Origin of the sequence: Microbacterium sp. IEGM 1404, from assembly GCF_030056775.1 — a bacterium.
In the GTDB taxonomy this organism is placed as follows: domain Bacteria; phylum Actinomycetota; class Actinomycetes; order Actinomycetales; family Microbacteriaceae; genus Microbacterium.
In genome coordinates this window covers 516,201-533,793 of sequence record NZ_JASHKP010000001.1, presented here as the reverse complement: position 1 = coordinate 533,793, position 17,593 = coordinate 516,201, and the positions used below count along the sequence as shown (strand labels likewise).

At 71.1% G+C, this 17,593-nt stretch carries 15 protein-coding genes; 10 read left to right on the top strand and 5 right to left on the bottom strand.

The features are described from left to right. Positions 1–36 precede the first annotated feature (36 nt). Positions 37–693 carry a formylglycine-generating enzyme family protein gene (locus tag QM517_RS02740; protein WP_278101950.1) on the top strand — a complete coding sequence of 219 codons (657 nt, stop codon included), beginning with the start codon at positions 37–39 and terminating at the stop codon, positions 691–693. Here QM517_RS02740 and QM517_RS02735 read toward each other — a convergent pair. Continuing rightward, a complete protein-coding gene (locus tag QM517_RS02735; RefSeq protein WP_238592376.1) occupies positions 677–1,147 on the bottom strand; it encodes a MarR family winged helix-turn-helix transcriptional regulator in 471 nt (156 codons plus the stop codon). The genes QM517_RS02740 and QM517_RS02735 overlap by 17 nt on opposite strands. Positions 1,148–1,219: 72 nt before the next feature. Between QM517_RS02735 and idi the strand changes: the two genes are divergently transcribed. Genes idi through QM517_RS02700 form a run of 7 tightly spaced genes read left to right on the top strand, consistent with a single transcriptional unit; the run spans position 1,220 to position 6,807 of the window. Next, positions 1,220–1,771 (top strand): isopentenyl-diphosphate Delta-isomerase, encoded by a 552-nt coding sequence (idi, locus tag QM517_RS02730; RefSeq protein ID WP_278101951.1) that lies wholly within the window; start codon positions 1,220–1,222, stop codon positions 1,769–1,771. After that, on the top strand, positions 1,768–2,835 hold the full coding sequence (locus tag QM517_RS02725) for a polyprenyl synthetase family protein (protein WP_283285026.1): 1,068 nt from the start codon (positions 1,768–1,770) through the stop codon (positions 2,833–2,835). The genes idi and QM517_RS02725 overlap by 4 nt, the downstream gene beginning before the upstream one ends. Then, entirely contained in the window at positions 2,832–3,701 is an 870-nt protein-coding gene (locus QM517_RS02720; protein ID WP_283285025.1) for a phytoene/squalene synthase family protein, read from the top strand. Before QM517_RS02725 ends, QM517_RS02720 begins: the two co-directional genes overlap by 4 nt. Further along, positions 3,698–5,254 (top strand): phytoene desaturase family protein, encoded by a 1,557-nt coding sequence (gene crtI / locus QM517_RS02715; RefSeq protein WP_283285023.1) that lies wholly within the window; start codon positions 3,698–3,700, stop codon positions 5,252–5,254. Before QM517_RS02720 ends, crtI begins: the two co-directional genes overlap by 4 nt. Position 5,255: 1 nt before the next feature. Continuing rightward, a complete protein-coding gene (locus QM517_RS02710; protein WP_077051759.1) occupies positions 5,256–5,615 on the top strand; it encodes a lycopene cyclase domain-containing protein in 360 nt (119 codons plus the stop codon). Further along, the gene (locus QM517_RS02705; protein WP_283285020.1) at positions 5,612–5,920 is read left to right on the top strand and encodes a lycopene cyclase domain-containing protein; all 309 of its coding nucleotides are present in this window, start codon (positions 5,612–5,614) and stop codon (positions 5,918–5,920) included. The genes QM517_RS02710 and QM517_RS02705 overlap by 4 nt, the downstream gene beginning before the upstream one ends. Continuing rightward, positions 5,917–6,807, top strand: coding sequence for a prenyltransferase (locus QM517_RS02700; protein ID WP_283285017.1), 891 nt, complete (start codon positions 5,917–5,919; stop codon positions 6,805–6,807). The genes QM517_RS02705 and QM517_RS02700 overlap by 4 nt, the downstream gene beginning before the upstream one ends. Before the next feature lie 246 nt (positions 6,808–7,053). Here QM517_RS02700 and QM517_RS02695 read toward each other — a convergent pair whose 3' ends face one another. Next, the gene (locus tag QM517_RS02695) at positions 7,054–9,990 is read right to left on the bottom strand and encodes a UPF0182 family membrane protein (protein ID WP_283285016.1); all 2,937 of its coding nucleotides are present in this window, start codon (positions 9,988–9,990) and stop codon (positions 7,054–7,056) included. Positions 9,991–10,033: 43 nt separating this feature from the next. After that, positions 10,034–11,173 (bottom strand): YlbL family protein, encoded by a 1,140-nt coding sequence (locus QM517_RS02690; protein ID WP_283285014.1) that lies wholly within the window; start codon positions 11,171–11,173, stop codon positions 10,034–10,036. A gap of 125 nt (positions 11,174–11,298) precedes the next feature. Between QM517_RS02690 and QM517_RS02685 the strand changes: the two genes are divergently transcribed. Beyond that, entirely contained in the window at positions 11,299–12,711 is a 1,413-nt protein-coding gene (locus tag QM517_RS02685; protein ID WP_283285013.1) for a zinc-dependent metalloprotease, read from the top strand. Between the two features lie 740 nt (positions 12,712–13,451). On the opposite strand, the gene QM517_RS02680 is transcribed toward QM517_RS02685, so the two are convergent. Continuing rightward, complete coding sequence (locus QM517_RS02680) at positions 13,452–15,206, bottom strand: ATP-dependent helicase (protein WP_283285010.1); 1,755 nt, start codon at positions 15,204–15,206, stop codon at positions 13,452–13,454. After that, the gene (gene nudC, locus QM517_RS02675) at positions 15,203–16,114 is read right to left on the bottom strand and encodes an NAD(+) diphosphatase (RefSeq protein ID WP_283285007.1); all 912 of its coding nucleotides are present in this window, start codon (positions 16,112–16,114) and stop codon (positions 15,203–15,205) included. Before nudC ends, QM517_RS02680 begins: the two co-directional genes overlap by 4 nt. Before the next feature lie 64 nt (positions 16,115–16,178). On the opposite strand from nudC, the gene QM517_RS02670 reads away from it, so the two are divergent. Next, positions 16,179–17,570: a phosphotransferase gene (locus QM517_RS02670; RefSeq protein ID WP_283285005.1), complete on the top strand. Its 1,392-nt coding sequence runs from the start codon at positions 16,179–16,181 to the stop codon at positions 17,568–17,570. Positions 17,571–17,593: the final 23 nt, after the last annotated feature.

The following is a 17,593-nucleotide window of genomic DNA, read 5'->3' as shown; positions in this document are numbered from 1 at the left end:
GGACGACCGATCCGGCAGCGAGACGGGCGGGCGGCGATGAGCGACGTCGAGATGACCCGCATCCCCGCCGGAAGCGTGCTGCGCGGAGACCAGCGGGGCGAGGACCGCCGCGAGATCACCGTCGAGGCGTTCGACATCGGTGTCTACCCGGTGACCGAGGAGCAGATGGCGGAGATCCTCGGCATCACGGCCCAGAACCCGCGCCGCCCCGCCGTGCAGGTGAGCTGGTTGCGCGCGGTGCGCTTCTGCAACGCGCTGAGCGAGTGGGAGGGCCGGGATCCTGTCTACGCGTACGACGGCGAAGTCGTCGACTGGGACACGGAGGCCGACGGCTTCCGACTGCCGACCGAGGACGAGTGGGAGTACGCGTGCCGGGCGGGATCCACAGGATCCACCTACGGACCGATCGCAGAGATCGCGTGGACCGCGGGCGACGGCCTGCGCGGACCGGTCGAGGTCGGCGGACGCCTCCCGAACCTCCACGGCCTGTTCGACATCCTCGGCAACGTGTCGGAGTGGTGCTGGGATCTCTTCGCGCCCGAGACGAGCGACGCCCGGGTGTTCCGCGGCGGCGGGTGGAGCGATGCGCGCGCGGTCGTCCGCGCCTCCGCGCGTCGCGGCGCCAATCCGCGAGCGATCTTCGACGACGTCGGCCTCCGCGTGGCGCGGGGGGCACTCAATCGGACCCGCTGATGGCCTCGCTCAGTCCGTCGACGAACTCGGCGATCGTCGCGAGCTGCTCGTCGGAGAATCCCTCCGCCACCGCGACCATCGCCGCGAGGTGCGCACCGAAGTGCCGGAAGAACTCCGCTCGGGATTTCGGCGTCAGGACCACCACGCGCGCCCGGCCGTCGGAGGGGTGCGGACGCCGCTCGAGATGCCCGGACGCCGCGAGCCGATCGAGCAGCTTGGTCGTGGATGCCGTGGAGATCCGCAGGTGAGATGCCACATCGTGCGGGCTGACCATCTGTCCGCGCTGCTCGCGGATGATCAGCATCCGCAGCGTCGCGAGGTCGCTGGCGTTCATGTCCATGTCGCCCTTCATGCCGCTGTTCATGCGGTCGAGGGCATCGCTCAGAGCGCGGACCGACTCCATCGCACGGACGACACCGGGTCTGTTAGCACGAAAAGCGTCGACGACGGACACGGTGGACACCTCCGTTTCGCTCTGGGTATAGTCGGCTGACATCGCTAGCTAAACTAGCAAACAGGAGGCACGATGAGCGAGACCGAGTATGTCGTCCTCCTGGACGACTGGGGCAACGAGATCGGAACGGCACCGAAGGCGAGTGTGCACGGCACCGACACGGCTCTTCACCTGGCGTTCTCCTGCCACGTCGTCAACGCCGACGGTCAGGTGCTCGTCACGCGTCGCGCGCTCGACAAGAAGACGTGGCCGGGCGTCTGGACGAATTCGTTCTGCGGCCACCCGGGTCCGGCCGAGCCCGTCCTGCAGGCCGTTCACCGTCGCGCCGCCTTCGAGGTTGGACTCACGATCTCCGACGTCGAGCTCGCCCTTCCGCTCTTCCGCTATCGCGCGGTCGACGCCAGCGGCATCGTCGAGCACGAGATCTGCCCGGTGTACGTCGCCCGTACCCACGAGGAGCCGCGGCTGAACCCGTCCGAGGTCGCGGAATCGCGCTGGGTCGACCCCGCCGACCTCGCCGCCGCGCTCGAGGCCACGCCGTGGGCGTTCAGCCCGTGGCTCGTTCTCCAGGCACAGCAGCTTCACCTGTTCTCCTCCCCGCCGGCCATCCGGGCGGCCTCATGATCGCTCTCTCCACCACACCCACGGCGCGCGCCGCCATCGACGACGCGATCGACACCGTTCTGATCCGTCTCGCCCGACGCCTCCGCGACCATGGCGACGGCGCCCGGGCCCTGGCATCCGCGATCGCCCGCTCCGCCCGGGGCGGCAAGAGGTTCCGGCCGCTCCTCGTGGTCGCCGCGTTCGACACGCTCGGCGGTGCCGAGACCGATCGTGCAGCGCTCTACCAGGTCGCCGCCGCGTTCGAACTCCTGCACACCGCCTTCGTCGTCCACGACGACGTCATCGACCACGACACCGAGCGACGCGGCGTCGCCAATGTCGGCGGCGAGTTCCGGGCCCGGGGCGAAGAGCGGGGCGCGGATGCCACGGGCGCCGCGCTCCTCGGAGATGCGGCCGGCATCTTGGCCGGAGACCTGCTGCTCCACGAGGCCGGGCGTCTGGTCGCTCTGGCTGATCTTCCGACGGGCGTGCGCGGCGACCTCCTCCGCCTCCTCGAGGACGCTGTTCTGATCTCCGCCGCCGGAGAGCTCGCCGATGTCGAGAACGCCGTGTCCGCCCGTGATGTGGATGCCGAGACCATCCTGCGCACCACGCACGACAAGACCGCGGTGTACTCGTTCTCGGCTCCCCTCGAAGCGGGAGCGGTGCTCGCCGGCGCCGACGGCCCCGTCCGTGCCGCCCTCGAACGCTTCGGGCAGCGCCTCGGCCTGGCGTACCAGTTGGTGGACGACCTCATCGGCGCCTTCGGCTCGCCCGAGGTCTCGGGCAAGGACGAAGGATGCGACCTCCGCGAGGCGAAGAAGACGCACCTCATCGTCCTGGCCCGCGAGACCGAGTCGTGGCCCGCGGTGAGCGAAGCGCTCGCGCAGGCGCACACCGGCCCGGTCGCGATCCGCGCGGCCCAGCGGGCGCTCAGCGAGTCCGGCGCGCGGGCGCGGCTGGAAGACCTCGTCCGCGAGACTCTGGACGAAGCGCGCGCGATCGTCACGGCATCCACCCTTCCGGAGGAGTGCCGCACGATGCTGCACGACCTCGTCGACGCCGTGCAGGGACGCGTCCCGTGAGCGCGACCGCGACCGGCCTGGACCTGTACACCCGCACGGCCGACGACGCCGCCGCCGCGGTGATCAACCGCTACTCGACCTCGTTCGCCCTGGCCTGCCGCCTTCTCGGCCCCCGTCCGCGGCCGCACGTCCGGAACATCTACGCCCTGGTCCGCGTGGCCGACGAGATCGTGGACGGCCCCGCGCACGACGCCGGGCTCTCCCCCGCGCAGGAACGTGCCACGCTCGACGCGCTCGAGGACGAGGTGCGGGATGCCATCGCCTCGGGCTTCAGCGCGAACCTCGTCGTCCACGCGTTCGCGCGCACCGCCCGCGAGTGCGGCATCGGCGACGAGCTCATCGCCCCGTTCTTCGCCTCGATGCGCACCGACCTCGACACCGCCGCCCACGACGACGCGTCGCACGACGCGTACGTGTACGGGTCGGCCGAGGTGGTCGGCCTGATGTGCCTGCAGGTGTTCCTCAACGCGGGGATGTCCGAGCCGGCGCGTCCCGCCGCCGACCTCGTCGACGGGGCCCGTCGGCTGGGGGCGGCCTTCCAGGACGTGAACTTCCTCCGCGACCTCGACGACGACGCCACCCGCCTCGGCCGCGACTACCTCGACGGCGCCGCCGACGACGAGCGTCGCACGGCGGTCCTCGACCGCATCGACGCCGACCTCGCGGCCGCCGCCGCGACCGTGCCGTTCCTGCCGCCGGACTGCCGCCGCGCGGTCACGGCCGCGCACGACCTCTTCGCCGAACTCTCGCGGCGTCTGCGCCGCACCCCCGCGGGCGCGCCGCGCGTCCGCGTCCCGGACGCAGTGAAGGCGACCCTCGCGGTGCGCGCCTTCCTCGGACGCCCACCGAAAGGGGCCCACGCATGACCTCGCAGCGCATCGTCGTCGTCGGAGGAGGGATCGCCGGCCTCGGCACCGCCGCGCTCCTGGCCGACCAGGGACACGACGTCCACCTGTTCGAGGGCCGCGAGCAGCTCGGTGGTCGCGCCGGGTCGTGGGAGAGCGACGGCTTCCGTTTCGACACCGGGCCCAGCTGGTACCTCATGCCCGAGGTCTTCGACCACTTCTTCCGCCTGCTCGGTACGAGCGCCGCGGAACAGCTCGACCTGGTGCGCCTGGACCCCGCGTACCGCGTGTACGGTCCTCCCGGGAAGGGCGAGCCCATCGACGTGGTGTCCGGCCGGGATGCCGTCCGTGCGCTGTTCGAAGAGCACGAGCCCGGTTCCGGCGACAAGGTCGAGGCGTACCTCGACTCGGCGAAGGACGCGTACGAGCTGTCGACGTCGAAGTTCCTGTACGACACCTACTCCTCGACGCAGGGGCTGCGCGACCCCGCGCTCGTCAAGCGGCTCCCCACGCTCATCCCGCTGCTCACGCAGACGCTGTGGAAGCGCGTGACGCGGGACTTCTCGAACCCGCGGCTGCAGCAGATCCTCGCCTATCCGTCGGTCTTCCTCGGTGGATCCCCGTTCGAGGTGCCGAGCCTGTACCACCTCATGAGCCACCTCGACCTCGGCGATGGCGTGCTCTACCCGCGCGGCGGTTTCACCGAGATCATCGCCGCGATCGAGCGGCTCGCCCGAGAGCGCGGCGTGCAGATCGAGACCGGCGTCCCCGTCGAGGCGATCATCACCGACGACGGCATCGCCCGCGGCGTGCGGCTCGCGGACGGCCGGATCGTTCCGGCGGATGCCGTGGTCTCGGGCGCCGACCTCCACCACACCGAGACCCAGCTGCTGGAAGAGGGTGATCGGCAGTACCCGGAGAAGTGGTGGAAGGACCGCGTGCCGAGCCCCGGGGCGCTGCTGCTCCTGCTCGGCGTGAAGGGAGAGCTTCCGCAGCTCACCCACCACACGCTGCTCTTCACCGACGACTGGCACACCAACTTCGACGCGATCTTCGGCGAGAACAAGCGCATCCCCGACCCCGCGTCCATCTACGTGTGTCGGCCGAGCGCCTCGGACGACTCCGTCGCTCCTGCGGGACACGAGAACCTCTTCGTCCTGGTGCCCGTACCCGCGGATCCCGTCAGCGGCCGCGGCGGGGTCGCCGGTGCCGGCGACCCGCGCATCGAGGCCGCCGCCGACCGGGTGATCGCGCAGATCGGCGAGTGGACCGGCATCCCGGACTTCGCCGAGCGCATCGTCGTGCGGAAGACCATCGCACCCGAGGACTTCGCCCAGGACCTGCACGCGTGGCACGGCAATTCGCTCGGGCTCGCGCACACGCTGGGCCAGAGCGCGATCTTCCGTCCGAAGAACCGCTCGCGGAAGGTGTCGAACCTGTACTACGCGGGAACCTCGGTGCTTCCGGGCATCGGACTCCCCATGTGCCTGATCTCGGCCGAGCTCGTGGTCAAGCGCATGGCGGGCGACCGCACCGCGGGACCCCTGAACGAGCCGGCTCGCGCGGCGGTCTGAGGTGCCCGGGATCTACCTGGGCGCGATCCTGTTCTCGCTGGCGGGCATGATCGCCCTCGATCTCCGATTCGGTCTCGCCCTGCGGACGGCGCCGCGTCGGACGCTTCTGGCGGTGGGGCTCGGAACGGTGTTCTTCCTCCTGTGGGACGCGGTCGGCATCCTGACCGGGGTCTTCGTGAAGGGCCACAGCCCGCTGTTCGTCGGCATCGATCTGGCCCCGCACCTGCCGCTCGAAGAGGTGTTCTTCCTCCTCTTCCTCAGCTACCTCGCGGTCGTGCTGTGGACGGTGTTCGAGCGGCGTCAGGCGAAGCGGGATGCCGGTTCCCCGGCGCGCGTCGAGGCGGAGGAGTCCGCGTCGTGACGTATGCGCTGATCGTCCTCCCCTTCGTCGCCGTGACGGCCGTCGTGACCCTGCTGAGCGCGAGACGTCCCGGCTTCGCGCGGCGCATGCGCGCATCGTGCTGGACCGCGCTCGTGCTCGTCGCGTTGACCGCCGTCTTCGACAACGTCATGATCGCCGTCGGACTGTTCTCCTACCCGCCGGAGCACCTCAGCGGACTCAGAATCGGCCTGGCACCGCTGGAGGACTTCGCGTACCCCCTGTGCGCGGCGTTCCTCGTCCCCGCCCTCTTCACTCTCGCCCCCGCCCGGAGGGAAACCGCATGACCACCCCCGCCCTGACCCCGGGACGCGTGCTGAGGGAGCTGTTCGTCTCTTCGCGACCCGTGAGCTGGATCAACACCGCGTTCCCGTTCGCGGCCGCCTACCTGCTCACCACCCGTCAGGTCGATGTCGTCCTCGTCGTCGGCATCCTGTTCTTCCTCGTCCCCTACAACCTCGCCATGTACGGGGTGAACGACGTCTTCGACTATGAATCCGACCTGCGCAACCCCCGCAAGGGAGGAACGCACGGCGCGGTGCTCGCCAAGCGCATGCACCCGATCACCCTGTGGGCATCGGCGCTGTCGTGCCTGCCGTTCGTCGTCTTCCTCGTCGTCGTCGGGTCCCCGCTGTCGTGGCTCGTGCTCGCCCTGAGTCTGTTCTTCGTGGTGTTCTACTCCGCTCCCCCGCTGCGGCTGAAGGAGCGCCCCTTCGCCGACTCGGTGACCAGCAGCATCCACTTCTTCTCCCCCGCCGTGTACGGTCTCGTCCTCGCCGGTGCCACCTGGACGTGGCAGCTCGTGGCCGTGCTCGTCGCCTTCGCGTTGTGGGGAATCGCCTCGCACGCCTTCGGCGCCGTCCAGGACGTCGAAGCCGACCGCGCAGCCGACATCTCGTCGATCGCCACCGCCCGCGGCGCGCGGTGGACGGTGCGGTTCGCCCTGACGGCCTACGCGCTCGCCGGCGTCGTCATGCTGTTCACCGCGTGGCCCGGACCGCTCGCGGCGCTGCTCGTGATCCCCTACCTCGTGGTGTGCTGGCCGTACCGCAACGTCACGGATGCCACCTCCGACACCGCCACCGCGGGGTGGAACCGATTCCTCTGGCTCAACCAGATCGCGGGCTTCGGCACGACGATGCTGCTCATCTGGTGGTGGTTCCTCAGCGCTTGAGGCACCGCTGCGGACGGGTCTCTGCGCCGGCGGCATCCTGAGTGTCCAGGACACGCGGATGCCGACCACCGCCATCCGCGTGTCTTGGACACCGAAACGGGGGATGCCGCTCGGCCGGCGCGGGGTCACGGGTGCGGCGCGACCGCGGGTGCGGCGCGACCGCGGCGGCGCCCGCGCGGAATGCCCGCGCGGAATGCGGGAGAGGCCGGCTCCCCGAAGGGAACCGGCCTCTCCCGCGTGCGCGGGTCAGCCGCCGGGCGTCGGGGTCGGCGACGGCGTCGCCGTCCCACCCTGGGCCTGATTCTCGAGTTCGATCAGACGCTGCACGGCCGCGTTGAGACGGGCGTCCTGCGTGGCGAAGGCCGCGAGATCACCCGAGGTCAGCGCCTCCTGCTTCGCCTGGAGGGCCGCCTGAGCCTCGGCCAACGCCGCCGCGTAGTCACCGGCCGGGGCCGTCGGCGTGGTCGACGTTCCATCGCCGCCCGTGCCGGTCTGGTCGGTCGGGGTGACCGACTCGTCGCCCGTGGCCGCACCGGAATCACCGCCGAACAGCGAGTCCAGCGCCTCGCTAAGGGTGTTCTCGAACGCGATCTTGTTACCGAACGCCACGAGCACGCGCCGCAGCTGCGGAAGCTGCGTGCCACCGGAGGACTGGACGAAGACCGGCTGCACGTACAGCAGACCGCCGCCGACGGGGAGCGTGAGCAGGTTACCGTTGAGCACCTGCGACTGGCCCTGCTTCAGGATGTTGATCTGCGAGGACACGGTGGTATCCGAGTCGAAGGTGTTCTGCACCTGACCGGGGCCGGGCACCGGCGTCTCGGCATCGATCACGAGCATGCGCAATCGACCGTAGTCGCCGCGTTTAGCGCCCTTCTGATCACCGGCATCCGAGTCCACCGCCAGATACCCCGTCAGGACGTTACGCGCCTGCCCCTGGGATGCCGGGATGAAGCTCGTGAACATCGAGTACGACGGAGCGTCCTGACCGGGCATCTTCATCGTCAGGTAGTACGGCGGCTGCAGCTCGTTGGCGTTCTGCGGGTCGTTCGGCGTCGTCCACCGGTTGTCCTGCTGGAAGAACGACCGCGCGTCATCGACGTGGTACACGCCCAGCATCGACCGCTGCACCTTCAGAAGGTCGGTCGGGTAGCGGACGTGGCTCATGAGGTCGGCCGACATCTCGCTCCACGGCTGGAGGCTCGTGGGGTAGATCTTCTGCCACGCCTGCAGGATCGGGTCCTGGTCGTCCCACGCGTACAGCGTGACCTTGCCGTCGTAGGCGTCGACGGTGGCCTTCACCGAGTTGCGGATGTAGTTGATGTTGTCGAGCGAGTACGTCGGCGACGGGGTGTTCGAGTCGGCGATCGCCCGCGACAGCGAGACGCCCGAGGAGTACGGGTAGTTCGCGCTCGTGGTGTAGCCGTCGATGACCCACTTGACCCGCCCGTCGACCACCGTCGGGTACGGGTCGCTGTCGAGCGTCAGGTACGGCGCGACCTTCTGGACGCGCTCCTTCGGGTTTCGGTCGTAGAGGATCTGGGAGTCCTCGTTGACGTAGTCCGAGAACAGGATCTGCTCCGACTGGAACTTCAGCGCGTAGATCAGGCGGTTGAAGACGTTGCCGACACTCGGTCCCCCGTCGCCGCGGAAGGTCGTGCGGGTCTCCGTGCCGCCGTCGGCACCGAGGGGATAGTCGAGCTCGATGTCCTCGCCGCCCTCGGGGCCGCCGACGATCGAGTACGGCGGCGACTGCTCGCCGAAGTAGACGCGCGGCTCGTACTTGAGATCGGTGAGGAAGCCGGTGCCGGGGATGGCCTGCTCCAGGAACACCGGGTCGCCGTCATCCGTGCGCTCGTTGCCCGCGGCCGCGACCATGCCGTAGCCGTGGGTGTAGACGAGCGTGGTGTTCTGCCAGGACGCGGCGTCGCCGAGCTGACCGATGTTGAGCTCGCGCAGCGACACCACGGCATCCTGCGTCTGACCGTTGATCGTGTAGCGGTCGACGTCGAGCGGGTTGTTGAACTGGTAGTACGCGCGGTACTGCTGCAGCTGACGGACGGTCGGACCGATGATCGCCGGGTCCATGATGCGCAGCTGGGCCGTGGACGAGGCGTCGTTGCGCAGCTGACCGGCCTCGGCGGTCGTGGCGGCGGCGAAGTTCTCCTTCTCGATGCCGTCGATGCCGTACGCGGCCTTCGTGCTGTCGATGTTGCGCTGGTAGTACTGGCTCTCGAGGGCGAGCTGGTTCGGGCGCACCTGGAAGGTCGTGACCGCCCACGGGATCGCCGCGCCGACGACGATGGCCGAGACCACGAGCAGCGCCGTCGCGATGAGGGGGTAGCGCCAGCGCCCGATGACCGCGGTCACGAAGAACGCGAGCGCGACGATGACGGCGGCGATCGCAAGGATCGTCTGACCGGGGATGACGGCGTTCACGCCCACGTATCCCGGGCCGGTGATGCGGTCCTCTTGGTTGACCAGCGTCGTGTAGCGGTCGAGCCAGAGGCTCCCGCCCTGCAGGAGCAGGTACAGGCCGGCGAGGATCGCGAGCTGGATGCGTGCGGCCTTGGAGATGCGCAGCTCCCGCTGCCCCACCCGCACCGAGCCGTACAGGTACGACACCACGGCGGTGAGCAGGAGGCACACGAGCACGACCGCCGAAGCGAAGCCGAGGACCGTGGTGTAGAACGGCAGCGCGAACAGGTAGAAGCCGGTGTCGAGACCGAACTGCGGGTCGGTGGTCGAGGTCGCGACGCCGTTGAACCACAGCCACGTGGTCTCCCACTGCGCGGAGGCGGCGAAGCCGGCGAAGAAGCCGAAGAAGATCGGGATCCCCCACATCGCGAGTCGACGCAGCGGCTCCACGACCTCCTGGTAACGGTCGAGCTGCGAGCTCAGCCGAGCGTAGACGGGGCGCAGTCGGTACGCGAGCTGGATGACGCCCCACACCGGGATCGCCATCGCGAGGAAACCGATGACGAACATCACCGTCCGCGCGATCCACTGCGTCGTGAGCACCTCGGTGAAACCGAGCTGCGCGAACCACAGCCAGTCGGAGTAGAGGTTCGCGAAGACGAAGAAAGCCACGACCAGGGCGGCGATGACCGCCAGCGAGATCGAGATGATCCGTCGTGAACGGTTCGGGGGCGTGGCCTGGTTCGGCGCTGAGGTCGTGGTCACCCGTCCATCCTAGGCGGCCACTTCTGGGGGTATGCCGTGGATACTACGATCCCGAGGCGGGTGTCCCGTCGCAGGTCGGAAGGGCGTCCAGATCGCCTCCGTCGCGGATCGCCTCGAGCGCGGTGAGGGAATCCTGCAGGGTGGAGACGGAGAACACGCGGATGCCGTCGGGCACGTGTCCCACCACCTCGTCGCAGTTGGACTGCGGCGCGAGGAACCACGTGGCACCGGCGTCGCGGGCCCCGTAGAGCTTCTGGCGGATGCCGCCGATGCCGCCCACGTTGCCGTCCGCATCGATGGTGCCCGTGCCGGCGATGTGCTGACCGCCGGTCAGGTCGCCCGTGGACATCTTGTCGATGATGCCCAGGGCGAACATCATGCCGGCACTCGGTCCGCCGACGTTGTTGATCTGGACCTTCACGTCGACCGGGAGGTCGAAGGTGAGGGTCAGCCCGACCCCGAGGAGCCACTGCTGCTGGCCGTCGACATCGGTCAGGCGCGGCGTGACGGACACAGAGCTCTGCGCGCCTCCGCGGTCGATGCCGAGAGTCACCGGTGCCCCACCGCCGGCCTGCACGGCCGACCGGATGTCGGTCACGCTCGCGACGGGCTGACCGTTGAGCGAGGTGATGACGTCGCCGAGCTCGAGCACCCCCGCCGACGCGCCCGAATCGTCGATGGTCCCCACGACCACGTCCTGCGGAACGGTGTAGCCGAGCTGGCGGAGAGCGGCGGCGGAGGCCTCGAGCTGGGAATCGCTCATCAGAGCGGCGTTCTCGGTGTTGCGCTGCTCGGTCGACTGACCGGACGGGAAGATGCGATCGAGCGGAACCACCGCGCGGGACGGGTCGAACCACGCCTGCGCGAGCTCGATCCAGCTGGGGGTGCGCTCGCGATTGCCGTTGATCTGGACGGTCAGCAGGTCGAGTCGGCCCTCCGACGGCGTGTCCTTCTCGTCGGGCACGGTGATGAGCGGCACCTCGTTGCCGTCCGCGTCGGTCGACGTGCCGAGGGTGTTCAGGACGGGCCCCGGCTGCTGGATGACGTACGGCGACGGCAGGAACGACAGGACGAGCAGCACGAGCACCGACACGGTGAGGGACCACACGCCGACGACGGTCGATCGACTCCGCTGTCGCCGAGGGACGGGCACGACGGAGACGTTCTCGTCGAACAGGGTCACGGGTCCTACCTTTGCCGGGTCGTTCGCGCGCGGCGTAAGCGGCGAGGGGCCGAGCCGAGAGAAGCGAGGAATCGTGCGACTAGCGTAGATGCCGTTCCCCTTGACCCGGCTGAAAGGCGGCTGAAGTGGCAGACGACGACCGGAACCCCGAGGAGGAGTTCCAGGAGCTCATGCGGCGCCTGATGTCGGGCGACACCTCCGGCCTGGATGCGGCGGAGCTCTCGCGTCTGTCCGGGATGCAGATCGACCCGGCGATGATGCAGGCGGTCATGAACCAGCTGCAGGGCGCCTTTGCCAACCCGCAGGACGGCATCGACTGGAGTCTGGCCGAGCGCCAGGCGCTGCACATCGCGAACCAGGACGGACTGGGTGTCTCCGCCGGAGAGCGCACCGACCTGGACCAGGCGTTCTCGCTCGCCGCCCTGTGGCTCGGCGAGGCGACCACCATCAGCGACCTTCCGCGCCCGCCGAAGGCCGTCACCCGCGGCGCGTGGGTCAGCGCCACTCTCCCGGTGTGGCAGGAATTGGCCGAACCGGTGGCCACCAGCATCGCGGACGCGCTCACCGACGCACTCGGGCAGCAGGCCCCCGACGACATGCAGGATCTGATCGCGGGAGCCGGGCGGCTCATGCGGACCGTCGGCGGCTCGCTCTTCGCGACCCAGCTCGGCCACGTCGTCGGACGCCTGTCGACGGAGGTCGTGGGCGGCGGTGACGTCGGCATCCCCGTGATGCCCGACGGCGACGCGGCGATCCTTCCGCAGAACTTCGCGGACTTCGGGCGCGATCTCGAGATCCCCGACGACCAGCTGGCGCTGTACCTCGCGACGCGCGAGCTCGCGCATGCCCGCCTGTTCCGGCACGCCCGGTGGCTCCGCCTGCACGTCATCTCGCAGGTGCGGGAGTTCGCCCACGGCATCCGCGTCGACACCGATGCGCTGGAAGAGCTCGCGTCGCGCTTCGACCCGTCGCAGCCCGACGAACTGCGCAGCGCACTCGAGAGCGGCGCCCTCCTGCCGCAGCGGTCGGAGGAGCAGACCGCCGCGCTCACGCGTCTCGAGAACCTCCTGGCCACGATCGAAGGCTGGGTCGACGTCGTCACCGACGACGCCACGTCGCGTCTCCCCTCTGCCGCCCGCATCGCCGAGGCCGTGCGCCGTCGCCGCGCGGTCGGCGGTCCCGCCGAGCAGGCCCTGGGTTCGCTCGTCGGGCTCGAGCTGCGCCCCCGTCGCATGCGCGAGGCCGCGGCGATGTGGCGCGCGGTGACCGACGCCGTCGGGGTCGCCGGGCGCGACGCGCTGTGGGACTACCCCGACCTCATGCCGACGGCGGAGGACATCGACGACCCCGCGGGTCTCGTGGCACGTCTGACGGCCGCGTCGCGCGGCGAGACGGCCCCCTCGGATGCCATGGACGACGCGCTCGCGCAGCTCATCGCCGAAGAGACGGCGGCCTCGTCCGGCACCGTCGAGGAGGGCGACCCGGCCGCCGACGACGACGGCGAGGAGCCGACGCCCGGCGACCAGCGCCCGGTCTGAGGCCTCCTCCCCAGGGCCCCCGCGACGCCGGGGCCCTGGGGACAACGCCGCCGGTGCGCCGCACCCGCGCCATCATCGGGGCATGATCCGACTCGACCCCTCCGCTCCCCCGCTCTGGCGCCACGACGGCACCGTGCAGTTCGGTTCTCCCGCGCGGGCCCACCTGGCGCACCGCCACCGTTGGACCGATCCCGCCCTCACCGCGCTCGAGTCCGGCACGTCGCGCGCGGCGCTCCGGGCGCTGATCCGTGTGCACGGCGGCCGGGATCGCGACGCCGACGACCTGGTGTCGCAGCTCTCGCCGGCGCTCGTGCGACGACGGCGGACGCCGCCGATCGCGCTCCAGGTGGCCGACGACCTCCCCGCCGCGGCGGTGCGCGCCGTGCTGGCCGCCCTGCCCGCTCGAACGCCCCGTGTGGACTGGGCAGGGCCCGCGACCCACCCCGCGCCGCCGGGCTCCCGGGTGCTGCTCCTCGCGGCGCACCGTGTCGACCCGCGGCGGGCGGTCGACCTGATGCGCCACGACGTCGTGCACCTGCCGCTCGTGCTCGACGGCTCCGCCGCGACCGTCGGCCCCGTGATCGCCCCCGGCGCGACGGCATGCCTGAGTTGTCTGGATGCCACCCGTCGACAGGACGACCCCTCCTGGCCCCTCGTCGCCGCGCAGCTCCTCGCGCGCCCGAGACCCGCGATCGACGTGGCCCTCGCGGCCGAGGCGGCCCGCGCCGCACGCCATCTGCTCAGCGGTCGGATCGACCCCGTGACGCGCTCGCTGCACCTGCGGGTCGACTCGCTCCAGCGGGCCTGGCGAACGCATCGGCCGAGCGCAGACTGCCGCTGCCGATCTCTCGAAGGAACCGCGACGGTGTCCGCTCCGATCGTCCTCGCCCGCGCGACCAGCTCACCGACAGCGTTCGCGCGGCCCGCGTGACGCCGACGTAAGCCAGACGGCGTTCTTCGTCGACGGCCTCGAAGGTCTGCGCGTAGGAGATCGGCAGCAGACCCTCGCTGACCCCGACGAGGTGGACGTGATCCCATTCGAGGCCCTTGGCCGCGTGGAGCGTCGCGAGCGTCACCGTCCGGGTCGCCGGCTCGTGCTGATCCTTCGCGCGAGCCTGCAGGTCGTCGGTGAACGAGCGCAGGTCCGTCCCCTCGGGCGCCTCCTCGGCCAACCGCAGCAGCGCCGCGCGCGCCTCCCACGCGTCGCGGAGCGCTCCGCCCGCCGCGGGGGGCTCGTCGGTGAGCCCGACGCTGCGCAGTACGTCGCGGACGGTGGCGAGGAAACCGGTGTCCAGAGGCGCGACCGATGCCGCTCGCAGAGCCATGAGCGCCTGGCGCACCTCGGGGAGGTCGAAGAACTTCCGGCCGCCGAGCACGGTGGCCGCCAGCGACTGCTTCGCCAGGGCGCTCAGCAGGACCGCCGACTGCGCGTGCGAACGGTAGAGCACGGCGATGTCGCGCGGATCGGTGCCGCCGCGGACGGCGGCGGCGATCGCCGCGGCGACCCCCTCCGCCTCGGCCTCCTCGTCGTCGAACGCGCGCACCGTGGGCACCGGCGCGTCCTGCGGTTCCGCGGCGACGAGTTCCAGGGCGCCCGGGCGGCCGCGCATGAGGTCGTTCGCAACGGCGAGCACGGCGGCCGTGGATCGGTAGTTGCGCTCGAGCCGCACGACGCGCGCGTCCTCGTGGGTGCGGTCGAATTCCAGCAGGTACCGCGCGTCGGCACCGGTGAACGAGTAGATCGTCTGGCTGGCGTCGCCGACCACGCAGAGGTCGCGCCGGTCGCCGAGCCAGAGTTCGAGCAGGCGGTTCTGCAGCGGCGACACGTCCTGGTACTCGTCCACCGTGAAGTGCCGGTACTGCTCCCGCACGGCCGCCGCCACCCGGGGCTCCGCCTCGATCATGCCCGCGCAGGTCAGCAGCACGTCTTCGAAGTCCATCTGCCGACGCTCGTCCTTGAGCTTCTCGTAGGCGCTCTGCAACGCCACGACCTGATCGACGCCGAGGCGACCGACGCCGCCGGGACGCTCCGCGGCGTACTGCTCGATCGACCGCATCGTGACCTTCCGCCACTCGATCTCACCGGCGACGTCGCGCAGGGTCGCGGTGTCGGGCGAGAGCCCGACGCCGTCGGCGGCGTGGGCGAGCATCCGGACCTTGTTGTCGATGATGCTCGGAGCCTGATCCCCCGCGAGCGTCGGCCAGAAGAAGTTCACCTGCGCCAGGGCGGCCGCGTGGAACGTGCGCGCCGAGACGCCCGTCACCCCGAGCGCCCGGAGTCGACCGCGCATCTCGCCCGCCGCCTTCGCGGTGAACGTCACCGCCATCACCCGCTGCGGCGAATACGCACCGGTGTCGACGCCGTGCGCGATGCGTCGCGTGATCACCCGGGTCTTGCCGGTGCCGGCGCCGGCGAGGACGCAGACCGGCCCCCGCAAGGCGCGGGCCGCCTCGAGTTGGTGGTCGTCGAGCCCGCTCAGCGGATCGACGCTCATTCGATGCCCCGGTACCACTCGTCGATGAGCCGGTGGGCGATGGACGCCGTTCCGGGCAGCTGCACCGCCGTCTCGCCGCGCAGTGCCGCACCGATCTCCGCCCGATCGAACCACCGCACCTCGACGATCTCCTCACCGTCGGCGCGCGCTTCGTCGTCACGGATCGCCCGTGCGCGGAAGCCGAGCATGAGGGAGCGCGGATACGGCCACACCTGCGACCCGCGGTACCGGATCGCTTCGAGACGGACGCCCGACTCCTCCTCGACCTCCCGGCTCACCGTGGCCTCCAGCGACTCCCCCGCCTCGGCGAATCCGGCGAAACACGAGTACCTGCTGCCACCCCACGCCGCGTTCGCCCCCAACAGCACCCGATCGGGGTCGTCGGCGGAGGCCACGAGCACGATGACGGCGGGGTCGGTGCGCGGGAAGTGCTCGCGACCGCAATTCGGGCAGTGCCGCGACCACCCCGCCTGGCGCAGCACCGTTCGCGTTCCGCACGCAGGGCAGAAGGCCGCGTCGCGCAGCCAGCCGGCCAGTGCGACAGCCGTGCCGAGGATCTCCGCCTCGTCGGCCGGCAGGTCACCGCCGACCGCGCGGAGCGGCGACCACCGGGCCGCCGCCGGCGCCTCGGCATCCGACTCCTCCTCCACGACCGCCAACAGCAGCGCCGCACCATCGGACGCCCGTCCCAGGAACGCCCACTCCCGGGCGGCGACGACGGCCGGAACCCCGACGAGGACGAGCCGCTCGTCGGCGACGGGCGCCGCATCGCCCCGAACGAGGAGGACCCGCGTGTCGGGCGCCGCACGGAGGGCGACGAGCAGGTCGTCGACGTCGCGCTCCGCACCGGCACGGTCGAGGGCCCCTCCGGGCCAAGAACCAGGAACCGCGGGAACGGACGGCGGCATCGAACACCTCTCTCAAGGGCGTGGCGAGGGGGGATCGGGCGAGCGACCGACCTACCCTGGGGGCATGGCACGCTCGCCCCTCACTCTAGCCGCGTCCGCGACGGCGGCCCTGCCCGGTATCGGTGTGACGAGCGCAGCTCCGCTCACCGAGAACGCGGCCGGTCGCTTCGACTCCGCGCTCCTCTCGCTCGCCGACGGGCGCACGGTCGTCGTGCGGATGCCGTCGGGCGAGGAGACGGCGGCCGACCTCGCCGCCGAGTCCCGCGCCCTGCACGCGCTGACCTCCGGTGTCCGTGCGCTGCTGCCCTTCGCCGCCCCCGAGGTGATCGGCGAGAACGGCTCCGGCGAGAACCGCGTGCTGGTCGTGGACGTCGTCGACGGCTACCGCATCGATCCGGGCGAGCTTCCGAAGGGCCCGGGGTACGCGCCCGCCATCGGCGGCGCGCTCGCGGCCGTCCACGCTCTGCCCGTCTCGATCGTCCGTACCGACGGGCTGCCGGTCCGGGCGCCCGAGCAGGTGCGCGATGACGTCGCGCGGCTCCTCGACCGTGCCGACGCGACGGGCAGGGTGCCCGACGGGTTGATGATGAGGTGGCGGCGTGCGCTCCACGAGCCCGACCTGTGGCGGTTCGAATCCGCCGTGGTCCTCGGCGGTGCCACCAGCGCGTCGATCCTCCTGGTCGACGACGCCGACGGGGCGCCGCGGGTGAGCGGCATCCTGGACTGGTCGGGACTCAGCGTCGGCGATCCCGCCGTCGACCTCCGCTGGCTCGCTTCCGCCCCCACCGCCGTCGACGACGTGTACGACGGCTACGCGGCCTCCGGCGAACGTTCACCCGACCCGCTCCTGCGTGAGCGCGCCCGTCTCTACGCCGAGCTGGAGTTCGCGAAATGGCTCGTGCACGGGCACGACGCCGGCGAGCCCGAGGTGGTGGCCGACGCGGTCGCCCTGCTGGAGGCCCTCGCCGAGGGGGTGCGGGGCGATCACATCGTCGCCTCGAACCGGTCGGACATCGACGACGCGCTCGCTCTCGTCGAGCGGGTCCCTCCGACCGCCGCCTCGGTCGTGGACACCTCGATGCAGACGGATGCCTACGACCCCGAGGCTCTGTCGCTGTATCTCTCCGCCGAACGCGACCGGGAGGCGGCCGCCGCCGCGCTCGCGGACGCGCAGGCGCGCGAATCCGAGGGCACCGTGACGGAGTTCGGGGTGAGCGACCTCCCGGACGAGCCTGGTCCGACCGCTCCGATCGACCTCGAGGGGTGGACGCCCGCCGGCGTCTCCCCGAGCGCCGCCGCCGCGCCCGTCGACCCCGCGGCAGACGCCGGGTCCCCATCGACCGGCGAGATCGCCGACGCGGCGGACCGGCACGAGGACATCGACGACGAAGAGGATGCCGCGCGCGCCAGCCGCGCCGCGCTACGTCGCTGGGGCGTCGCCCGCGACGGAGCCTGACCGGACCTTCGAACGCCGGGGAC